The organism is Polynucleobacter sp. VK25, assembly GCF_018687355.1.
GTDB lineage: Bacteria > Pseudomonadota > Gammaproteobacteria > Burkholderiales > Burkholderiaceae > Polynucleobacter.
In genome coordinates this window covers 985215-996439 of sequence record NZ_CP061288.1, presented here as the reverse complement: position 1 = coordinate 996439, position 11225 = coordinate 985215, and the positions used below count along the sequence as shown (strand labels likewise).

Here is an 11225-nt window from a genome sequence, read left to right as displayed (position 1 = left end):
CATTCTCTCATAATGAGGGCTATTTGGTTAAGGCAGGCTGGCTCTTTCCGCTAAGGCAACAACTCCTCAACACCCTTATTGGCCAAGACGTCAGCCAGTTCATTTCCTGGATGGCCGTTATGACCTCTAACCCAATGCCAGGAAATATCATGCTCAGGTAGCAGGGCGTCAAGCTCTTGCCATAAGTCGGCATTTTTTACGGGATCCTTGCTGGCGGTTCTCCAACCACGCTTTTTCCAGCCCTCAAGCCACTCCGTTACGCCTTTTTGGACATACTGTGAATCCGTCCAAAGCTCGACTGTGCTGCGTTGTTTAAGGGCTTTTAAGGCAAAAATGACCGCACAAATCTCCATACGGTTATTGGTGGTGTGCTTTTCACCCCCATGTATATGCTTCTCGTGCCCGCCAGACCGCAAAACAGCACCCCAGCCTCCAGGGCCAGGATTGCCCTTACAGGCCCCATCGGTATAAATGACGATGTGGGGATGATGGGGGTCATGCGAATGGTCTTTGGAATGCGGCATGGCAATAATTTACTTTGTATTGATGTTTTTGAGGTGTTTTTGGATATGGCTTCGTTCGGCTGCGGGTGTTAATTGTTGAATAGCAGGTATTCGCACCACTGTTGCGGGTCCAATCAAGCGGATTCCTTGATGCCTTTTTATTGCCGACACTAGAAAAACGGCGCCAAAAATAGGCCACCAACGATTACCCATCTTTTCCAGGAAATTCATTCTTCCCATGACGGATTCACCCTGAAGTGGGAATTTGTAGCAACCAAAGTGACCGCGATCCAGAGAGAAGTTGAGTAACTCCAGCCAGTCCTTGATACGTATAAGACCGATAAATTGCCCATCTCTTGGAAGATAGGGGTTGCCAATCAATCTACTGAGGTACTGTCTGGCACCCCATAGGCTGGCTGGGTTAAAGCCGGAGATGATTAAGCGGCCCTCAGGACGAAGCACTCTATCAACTTCACGCAATATCTGATGTGGATCGGAGGCAAACTCTAATACGTGCGGCAACACGATTAAATCCAAACTCTCACTAGCAAATGGAAGTTCTGTTGAGTTGCCTTCGATAAGATGCCAGCTATATTGAGCGGCATGAGTGCGACTATCGTTCGCATGAATCAGGATGGCATGTAGCGGCATCCTATTTTCATTGAGGGTATTCATTTGCGGTAGACCAATCTGGACCGCATGAAATCCAAATACATCCGCAACAATTTGATCAAAACACCGTTGCTCCCAAGCTAGGACATAGCGCCCAGGAGGTGATTGGAGCCATTTCTCCCATGAGCTCCAGGGAGGTGCAGGCATCTGTGTGGGGATGGATGGGGTTGGTATCATCGGTCTATGGATAAGAATACTTTATTGCAGGTTTGGCCCATACCGGCTTTTGATGACAACTATATCTGGTGCATTCATGATGGCAGCTCCGCTTTGGTGGTTGATCCGGGTGATTCTGAGCCAGTCCTGGAGTATCTGAAGGCGAGTAATCTAACCCTCAAGGGAATTTTAATTACCCATCACCATGCTGATCATACGGGCGGCATTCTGAATCTATTACAAAACCTGGGATCTGACATTCCCGTTTGGGGACCAGTGGGTGACAACATCCCCGGTCGGACTGTCTTAGTAATGCAGGATGACAAGGTGGAAATACCTTCGCCTCGTATCAGTCTTAAAGTGTTAGAAGTTCCAGGTCACACTTTAAGTCACATTGCCTACTTTGCGAATATGCAAGCTAACGTTGTTGAGCCTATGCTTTTTTGTGGGGATACGCTTTTTGCATCAGGTTGCGGTAGATTATTTGAGGGCACCCCAACTCAAATGTCGGAGTCTCTCGGAAAGTTTGCGGCGTTACCAAAAAATACCTTGGTTTACTGCACCCATGAATACACCTTATCTAATATTCGTTTTGCCTTGGCAGTAGAGCCCAATAATCTCAATTTGCTCTCTTGGGCAGAGCAAGCCAAATCTCTGCGAGAGCAGGGCTTGCCAACCCTCCCAACAACCATTGGTCAGGAGCTTCAAGTAAACCCTTTCATGCGCTGTGATCAGTCTGAGGTTATTGCAATGGCTAGAGAGGTTTCCGGTGAGGCTACATTGCCTAGCCCGGCATATGTATTGGCTGTTATTCGCGCCTGGAAAGACCGTTTCTGATGCGAATGATGTATGCAGCAATCTTGATTGCTGCTTTCTTGAGTGGATGCGCGAGTACGGGGGATTGGTCTTCAGATGCTCCAGCGAAAACGAATTCAAAAGCATCTCGGGCTACACGGGTTAACCTCAAAAATCAATCCGTTAGTAAGGTCTATGCGCCTTCAGATAATTTATGGATACGGATACGTGATGGCTTTCAGATGGAGCCAATGAATACTCCGCTTGAAATAGAGCAGGTACGTTGGTTGGCTGCCAGACCGGATTACGTTAATCGCTCTATGACACGTTCGTCGCGATATTTGTTTTACATCGTTCAGGAGGTAAACGCTCGCAATATGCCCACAGAGATTGCGCTCCTGCCTTTTGTTGAAAGTGCTTTTGTAACCAATGCCAAATCAAGCGCAAAAGCCGTAGGCTTGTGGCAATTTATGCCTGCTACAGGCAAAGACTTTCGCCTAACACAAAACGTATTTAGGGATGAGCGTCGAGATGTTGTGCAGTCAACTGATGCAGCGTTAGATTATCTTCAACGCTTAAATAATCAGTTTGGGAGTTGGGAGTTGGCGCTCGCAGCCTATAACTGGGGCGCTGGAAATATTTCGAAGGCTCAGAAGCGCAATGCTGCTGCTGGCTTACCAACAGATTATGAAAGTTTGACCTTGCCACGTGAGACTCGCAATTACGTCCCTAAGCTAATGGCATATCGTCAAATTGTTTTGGATCCGCAGGCATATGGGATTGTGTTGCCTGATCTTGAAAATCACCCATACTTTGTTGCGGTAGACGTTGGTAGTGATATTGATGTTGCCTTAGTGATTAAGTTGGCTGAAATACCTACGGATGAATTTCATAGTCTGAATCCTTCTTTTAACAAGCCAGTAATTTTGAGTAACGCTAATCAGCAGATTCTGTTGCCGTTTGCTCACGCTGAAATCTTTCAGGCTAATTTGAGGCAATACGACAAGCCACTTTCTTCATGGACTGCTGTGCAAGTTTCCAAAACCGAAAGCGTTGACCAGGCGGCGAAAACCTTGGGCGTGGATGTTGAGACGCTGAGAGAAATAAATGGCATACCGAGAGGTATGCGCATTCGGGCTGGTTCGACGGTATTAATACCTAAAACTAGCCGCCGACCGGGTGACGTATCGTCTGCGATGGCTGATAACGCTAGCCTTAGCCTTGAAAAACCTTCGCCTCCTGCAGCCAAGTGCTCAAAACCCGCCAAGGGTGCAAAAGGCACTGTCTCGGCAAAGTGCGCCCCTGCAAATAATTCAAAAACTGCTCAAAAGAGCGGCTCTAAGGGTAATTCTTCAGAGAAAAATGCTGCATCTCAGCATAAATCCGCATCGACAGGACTTGCAAAATCTGCGAAAAATGGTAGTTCAGCCACTTCCAGTACGAATAACAGCAGCAAAGGGGTGAGCAAAAGCCAGTAATTTAAGAAACTTTTTAAGAAATCAGGTTGACCATGTCATACAAAGCACACCACGAACGCTCAATTAAAGACCCGGATGGATTTTGGGGAGAGCAAGCGCAATTGATTCACTGGGAAAAGCCCTTCGATAAAGTTCTGAATTACAACAACCCACCATTTGCAAAATGGTTTGAGGGTGGCCTCACAAATCTTTGCTACAACGCCGTTGATCGACACTTAAAAGATCGTCCAGATCAAATCGCTTTGGTTGCGGTTTCCACGGAGACCAATCAAGAGAAGACCTATACCTTTAAAGAGCTATACGAAGAGGTCAATCGTATGGCGGCAATTTACAAAGCAGCTGGCGTTAAAAAGGGTGATCGCGTACTCATCTATATGCCAATGATTGCTGAAGCTTGTTTTGCCATGCTTGCGTGCGCACGTATTGGTGCCATTCATTCAGTAGTATTTGGTGGATTTGCATCACATAGTTTGGCTTCCCGCATCGACGATGCTAAGCCGACACTCATTGTTACCGCAGAAGCTGGAGCGCGTGGTGGTAAAGCAGTCCCTTACAAACCTCTATTGGATGAGGCAATTTCCTTAGCTGAATATAAGCCGGCAAAAGTATTGATTGTGAATCGTGGTCTAACCGAGTTCACTACAGTAGCGGGTCGTGATTTAGATTACGCCAGTGAGCGTCAAAAACATTTGAATGAAGTAGTGCCTGTTGAATGGGTTGATGCAACTCATCCTTCTTATATCTTGTACACCTCGGGTACAACTGGTAAGCCAAAAGGGGTTCAGCGCGATACTGGCGGTTACGCTGTTGCACTAGCAGCTTCTATGAGGCACATCTTTACTGGCAATCCTGGTGAGACGATGTTCTGCACATCGGATATTGGCTGGGTTGTAGGGCATAGCTATATTATTTATGCACCACTGCTATCAGGCATGGCAACCATCATGTATGAAGGCACTCCATTGCGGCCGGATGCGGGAATCTGGTGGGAGTTAGTAGACAAGTACAAAGTGTCAGTAATGTTCTCTGCACCAACTGCGGTACGTGTTCTAAAGAAACAAGACCCTGCTTTTCTAACGAAGCATGACCTTTCTAAATTGCGCGCCTTGTTCTTGGCAGGCGAACCCTTGGATGAGCCAACTGCAAGCTGGATTCATGGTGCAATTAATAAACCGATTGTCGATAACTATTGGCAAACGGAAACAGGTTGGCCAATGTTGGCGATTCAACGTGGCGTAGAAGTGATGCCACATAAGTTTGGCTCACCAGGCGTTCCTTCATTTGGTTACAACATGAAGCTGCTCGACGATGCTACCTCTGAGGAGTTAGGTCCAGATCAAAAAGGTGTCATCGCTATTGAGGGCCCATTGCCACCAGGCTGCATGCAAACCGTTTGGGGTGACGATAAGCGTTTTGTTAGCACTTACTGGGAAACTATTCCCGGTAAATTGATTTACTCCACCTTTGACTGGGGCATTAAAGATAAAGACGGTTACTTCTTTATTTTAGGGCGTACAGATGATGTGATTAACGTTGCTGGACATCGTCTTGGCACTCGAGAAATTGAAGAGAGCATTTCCAGCCACCCAAATGTCTCAGAGGTTGCAGTTGTGGGTATCGAAGATAAATTAAAAGGTCAGGCTGCGATTGCCTTCGTGATACCTAAGGATTCTTCAAATACTGCAACTTTAGAAGCTGAATGCATGAAGACTGTTGATACGACTTTGGGTGCAATTGCCCGTCCTGGACGTGTTTATATCGTTTCTGCTTTGCCTAAGACGCGTTCCGGCAAGATTGTTCGACGTGCACTTCAGGCGGTAGCTGAAGGTCGCGACCCTGGTGATATCAGCACAATGGACGATCAGTCTGTTTTAGCTCAGATCAAGAGCATCATCGACCAGAGTGCCAAGACTTAAAAACCTGTAATTTGGAATAAATTGCTCCTCCAGTCATTAGGCTGGAGGAGCTTTTTCCATCTAAAGCCCCATTTGGCTGGGTATCCAAGGGTTTACGAGCAAAAATGGTATGATTACAGGGTTCGAAACTTAATAAATACCCTAGCGCTTAAAGACACTCACCTCCCGCAAAAACATCCTCGGGTTGGTCTATTTGAGGGTTTTGAGCGTCGGATGGAGCAGGGACTGGAGATGGTTTGTCACCCTTGCTTCCTTCTTTTCCTCCCGCCGTGTTGGCTTTAGCCGACGGCACTATATTTCCCGGATTTAGTATTGGCGCCCCAGGCGAAACTACCGGCGAAGTCGTTTTCAATACCGCATTGACTGGATATCAAGAGATCATCACTGATCCTAGTTATTCACGTCAAATTGTGACATTGACCTACCCACATATCGGTAACGTTGGCGTTAATGCTCAGGATGCTGAATCCGATCAGATTCATGCTGCAGGTCTGGTTATCAAGGACTTGCCAAAACGTGTATCAAACTTCCGCTCAGAAGGCTCATTGGATGACTATCTCACCAAGGCCGGAGTACTTGGTATTGCTGGAATTGACACCCGCAAACTCACTAGAATTTTGCGTGATAAAGGCGCTCAATCCGGTGCAATTGTTGCTGGCAAAGTGGGCGACAGTTATGAAAATCTAGGCAAGAAGGCGCTTGAACTTGCAAAGGCTTTCCCCGGAATGTCAGGCTTAGATCTTGCAAAGGTGGTAACCACCATAAAACCTTATGAATGGCGTGAGGCTGAATGGGATCTGCATGGTCCAGATGGTAAGCCTGCCTATAGAACATTGGATGTCAGCAAGCCAGTCAAGAAAGTGGTTGCATATGACTTTGGTGTGAAGCGTAATATTTTGCGCATGCTCACCGAGCGTGGTTGTCAATTAACAGTGGTGCCTGCGCAAACTAGCGCTGCTGAAGTATTGGCTATGAATCCCGATGGTGTTTTCTTCTCAAATGGCCCTGGCGATCCTGGTCCGTGCGATTACGCAATCGCAGCAGCAAAAGAAATTATTGAAAAGGGCGTACCGACTTTTGGTATCTGTTTAGGGCATCAAATCATGGGTCTTGCTGCAGGCGCTAAAACTCTGAAGATGAAGTTTGGTCACCATGGTGCCAACCATCCTGTAAAAGATTTAGATACGGGTCGAGTAGCGATCACCTCGCAAAATCACGGCTTTGCTGTTGATGCCAATACATTGCCAGACAATATTCGTGTAACTCATGTTTCCTTGTTTGACGGATCTTTGCAAGGCCTGGCTTGGAAAGATAAGCCAGCACTCTGTTTCCAAGGGCACCCTGAGGCCTCTCCTGGTCCTCATGACATAGCCTATTTATTTGATCGATTTGTGGAGCTCATGAATGCTGCCAGCAATAAGGAGGGCAAATAATGCCTAAGCGTAGCGACATTAAGAGCATCCTAATTATTGGTGCCGGCCCTATTGTGATTGGTCAGGCTTGTGAGTTTGACTATTCTGGAGCGCAAGCATGTAAAGCGTTGCGTGACGAAGGTTACAAAGTTATTTTGGTCAATAGCAATCCTGCAACCATCATGACCGATCCTGAAATGGCCGATGTAACTTATATCGAACCAATAACCTGGGAAGTGGTTGAGCGCATTATTGCCACTGAGAAACCAGATGCGATCCTGCCAACTATGGGTGGTCAAACAGCGCTGAATTGTGCGCTAGATCTCCATCGTCATGGCGTATTAGAAAAATACGGTTGCGAGTTGATTGGCGCTTCACCAGAAGCCATTGATAAAGCAGAAGATCGTCAGAAATTTAAAGAGGCGATGACCAAAATTGGTCTAGGTTCGGCAAAGTCGGGGATTGCGCACTCAATGGATGAAGCGCATGAAGTGCAGCAGCAAATTATGAAGCAGACTGGTAGCTCTGGTTTCCCGGTGGTAATACGACCTTCATTCACCATGGGTGGATCAGGTGGTGGCATTGCCTATAACCGCGAAGAATTCGAGGAAATTTGCAAGCGTGGGCTTGATTTATCGCCTACCCGTGAGCTCTTGATTGAAGAATCTCTCCTTGGTTGGAAAGAGTTCGAGATGGAAGTCGTGCGTGATCGCAATGACAACTGCATTATTGTTTGCTCGATTGAAAACTTGGATCCAATGGGTGTGCATACCGGCGACTCCATTACCGTTGCACCTGCTCAGACTTTGACGGATAAAGAGTATCAAATCATGCGTAATGCATCGATTGCTGTTCTAAGAGAGATCGGCGTTGATACTGGTGGCTCAAACGTTCAGTTCTCCATCAATCCTATTGATGGTCGCATGATCGTCATTGAAATGAATCCACGTGTTTCGCGTTCATCAGCCTTGGCATCGAAGGCCACCGGTTTCCCTATTGCGAAGATTGCGGCTAAATTGGCTGTAGGCTATACATTGGATGAACTCAAGAACGATATTACTGGTGGAGCAACACCTGCATCATTTGAGCCTTCAATTGATTACGTTGTTACCAAGATTCCTCGGTTTGCATTTGAGAAGTTTCCCCAAGCTGACTCTCGCTTAACGACGCAGATGAAGTCGGTTGGAGAAGTGATGGCCATTGGCCGTACTTTTCAAGAGTCATTTCAAAAAGCCCTTCGCGGACTTGAGGTCGGAGTTGATGGTCTTGATGAGATTTCTACAGACCTCGATGACATCATCAATGAAATCAATGAGCCTGGACCAGATCGCATCTGGTATTTGGGTGATGCATTCCGCATGGGAATGGGGCTTGATGAGATTTACGCTGAAACAAAAGTAGATCCTTGGTTCTTAGAGCAAATTGAAGAGCTCATTACTATTGAAGCCGAACTTAAGCAGCGCAAAATAGATAGCCTGACAGCCCCTGAATTGCGTTTTGTCAAGCAAAAGGGCTTCTCTGATCGCCGCTTGGCAAAGTTATTAAAAGTTGATGCTGCATCCGTTCGTGCTGCACGTCATCGCTTAAAAGTGGTCCCTGTATATAAGCGTGTAGATACCTGCGCAGCCGAATTCTCAACAAACACTGCTTACCTGTACTCTACTTATGAAGCAGAGCATGGGGAGTGCGAGTCACAGCCTACCAATAAAGAAAAGATTATGGTTTTAGGCGGGGGGCCGAATCGTATTGGTCAAGGTATTGAGTTTGACTATTGTTGCGTTCACGCTGCTTTAGCAATGCGTGATGATGGTTACGAAACCATCATGGTTAACTGCAATCCTGAAACCGTTTCTACTGACTACGACACATCTGACCGACTGTATTTTGAGCCGCTTACTTTAGAAGATGTTTTAGAGATTGTCGCCAAAGAAAAGCCAAAGGGCGTGATCGTTCAATACGGTGGTCAAACGCCATTGAAATTAGCCCTTGATCTCGAGCGTAATGGCGTTCCAATTATTGGCACTTCGCCAGACATGATTGATGCAGCAGAAGACCGTGAGCGCTTCCAAAAGTTACTTCAGGATCTTGGTTTGCGTCAGCCACCCAATCGTACGGCCCGTACTGAAGAAGAGGCTCTTAAGCTTGCGGATGAAATTGGCTACCCATTAGTCGTTCGTCCGTCTTATGTCTTAGGCGGTCGCGCTATGGAAATCGTCCATGATGGCCGCGACTTGGAGCGTTATATGCGTGAGGCCGTCAAGGTATCTCATGACTCTCCTGTGCTACTCGACCGCTTCCTGAATGATGCGATTGAATGTGATGTGGATTGCATCAGCGATGGCACTGCTGTATTTATCGGCGGCGTCATGGAGCATATCGAGCAAGCCGGTGTTCACTCAGGTGATTCAGCCTGCTCATTGCCACCGTATTCATTGTCTGATGCGACGGTTGAAGAGATTAAGCGTCAAACTGCAGCCATGGCCAAAGGTCTGAATGTAGTTGGTTTAATGAATGTTCAGTTTGCAATTCAGAATGTAGATGGCAAAGACGTAATCTATGTCCTTGAGGTAAATCCACGAGCATCTCGTACTGTTCCTTTCGTATCTAAAGCAACGGGGTTGCAGCTTGCAAAGATTGCAGCGCGTTGTATGGTTGGCCAGACACTAGAGCAACAGGGAATTAAGAGCGAAGTGAAGCCTCCGTACTTCTCGGTAAAAGAAGCGGTCTTCCCTTTTAATAAGTTCCCAGGCATTGATCCAATACTTGGACCAGAAATGCGCTCCACTGGTGAAGTGATGGGTGTTGGCAAGACCTTTGGTGAGGCGTTATTCAAGTCTCAGCTCGGAGCCGGAATTAAGCTACCTAAGAGCGGTACAGTTTTGTTGACTGTCAAAGATAGCGATAAGCCGAAGGCAATTGAAGTAGCTAAGTTATTGCATCAACTCGGCTTCCCGATGGTTGCCACCAAAGGTACTGCTGCAGCTATTGAAGCTGCTGGTTTGCCAGTGAGAGTTGTAAACAAGGTAAAAGACGGCCGTCCACATATTGTGGATTTTATTAAGAATGGTGAGATTTCACTAGTCTTTACCACTGTGGATGAGACCCGGACGGCAATTGCTGACTCCAGATCGATTCGCACAAGCGCTCAAGCTAATGGCGTAACGTACTACACGACTATTAGTGCCGCACGAGCAGTGATGGATGGTTTATTGGCCTCTGAAAATGGCCGACTCGACTCTCTTGAGGTTTATTCCCTGCAAAACTTACATCAGGAGCTCATTTAATCTAAAATTGACTTTTATATGCGCGATTTTGCGCAAGAATTTATGTTAGGTTAGTTTCATGAGCACAATCCCGATTACCAAGCACGGTGCAGAACTTCTTAAAGAAGAGTTGCACCGTCTTAAACACGTAGAACGTCCTGCGGTAATTAATGCCATCTCTGAAGCTCGCGCTCAAGGCGATCTCTCTGAGAACGCTGAATACGATGCAGCCAAAGAAAAGCAAGGCTTTATTGAAGGTCGCATTCAAGAGTTGGAGGGCAAGTTATCTGCAGCTCAAATTATTGATCCTTCCACCTTGGATGTTGCTGGACGAATAGTGTTTGGCGCTACCGTTGATCTAGAGGACCTGGAGGATGGCACGAAACTGACCTATCAAATTGTTGGGGATGATGAGGCAGATATCGCTGTAAAGAAAATCTCTATCAGCTCACCGATTGCACGCGCATTAATTGGCAAAGAAGAGGGTGATGTTGTGGCTGTTCAAGCGCCTGGCGGTAACCGCGAAGTTGAAATATTGGCTGTGCGTTACGTCTAATGCATTGCCTTCAAACCCAGAGAGTCTTTAACCTGATTTCAGGCCTCTGGGTAGGTAGCTTCATCACCATTGGATTTTTAGTAGTTCCAATTCTTTTCTCTAGCCTAGGTGATCGACAGGTTGCTGGCATGGTTGCCGCTAGTCTTTTCAGAGCAACTGCGTATCTTGGTGTTGTCGCCAGCACACTATTAATGATTATTGCAAGCAACCTAGTAAGGCAGGGTAAGAACCATTACCGCATCATTCGCTGGATACTATTAGGAATGTTTGCTTGCGCAGTTGCTGCTGCGTTCATCATTATTCCGTGGATGAATTCACTCAGAGATCAGGCGCTCTATTTGGGTTTATCTGTCCCTGAATCAACCCATGCGCCTTTGTTCAATCGACTTCATGGGGTATCTAGCATTCTCTTTATGATTCAGGCTCTACTTGGGGTTGCGCTCGTTTGGCGAGCAACAAAAAACGCCGTCTAGC

Annotated in this window: 9 protein-coding genes; 7 read left to right on the top strand and 2 right to left on the bottom strand. The window is 46.7% G+C overall.

The window, feature by feature from the left end; translation table 11 throughout:
* Positions 1-50: 50 nt before the first annotated feature.
* Both rnhA and AOC21_RS05170 read right to left on the bottom strand, forming a co-directional pair.
* Positions 51-524: a ribonuclease HI gene (gene rnhA, locus AOC21_RS05175; protein WP_215392680.1), complete on the bottom strand. Its 474-nt coding sequence runs from the start codon at positions 522-524 to the stop codon at positions 51-53.
* 9 nt (positions 525-533) lie between these two features.
* Positions 534-1322 (bottom strand): class I SAM-dependent methyltransferase, encoded by a 789-nt coding sequence (locus AOC21_RS05170; RefSeq protein ID WP_251371587.1) that lies wholly within the window; start codon positions 1320-1322, stop codon positions 534-536.
* A 36-nt stretch (positions 1323-1358) separates the two neighbouring features.
* Here AOC21_RS05170 and gloB point away from each other — a divergent pair, with 36 nt between their 5' ends.
* From gloB to AOC21_RS05135, 7 genes are all read left to right on the top strand, one after another.
* Complete coding sequence (gene gloB / locus AOC21_RS05165) at positions 1359-2168, top strand: hydroxyacylglutathione hydrolase (RefSeq protein ID WP_215392678.1); 810 nt, start codon at positions 1359-1361, stop codon at positions 2166-2168.
* Positions 2168-3604, top strand: coding sequence for a transglycosylase SLT domain-containing protein (locus AOC21_RS05160; RefSeq protein ID WP_215392677.1), 1437 nt, complete (start codon positions 2168-2170; stop codon positions 3602-3604). The genes gloB and AOC21_RS05160 overlap by 1 nt, the downstream gene beginning before the upstream one ends.
* Before the next feature lie 32 nt (positions 3605-3636).
* Complete coding sequence (locus tag AOC21_RS05155; protein WP_215392676.1) at positions 3637-5520, top strand: propionate--CoA ligase; 1884 nt, start codon at positions 3637-3639, stop codon at positions 5518-5520.
* A 245-nt stretch (positions 5521-5765) separates the two neighbouring features.
* Positions 5766-6953 (top strand): glutamine-hydrolyzing carbamoyl-phosphate synthase small subunit, encoded by a 1188-nt coding sequence (gene carA / locus AOC21_RS05150; RefSeq protein ID WP_215392770.1) that lies wholly within the window; start codon positions 5766-5768, stop codon positions 6951-6953.
* Positions 6953-10216: a carbamoyl-phosphate synthase large subunit gene (carB, locus tag AOC21_RS05145; protein WP_215392675.1), complete on the top strand. Its 3264-nt coding sequence runs from the start codon at positions 6953-6955 to the stop codon at positions 10214-10216. Before carA ends, carB begins: the two co-directional genes overlap by 1 nt.
* A gap of 58 nt (positions 10217-10274) precedes the next feature.
* Positions 10275-10751: a transcription elongation factor GreA gene (gene greA, locus AOC21_RS05140; protein ID WP_215392674.1), complete on the top strand. Its 477-nt coding sequence runs from the start codon at positions 10275-10277 to the stop codon at positions 10749-10751.
* Entirely contained in the window at positions 10751-11224 is a 474-nt protein-coding gene (locus AOC21_RS05135; protein ID WP_215392673.1) for a DUF4149 domain-containing protein, read from the top strand. Before greA ends, AOC21_RS05135 begins: the two co-directional genes overlap by 1 nt.
* The last annotated feature ends 1 nt before the right edge of the window (position 11225 follow it).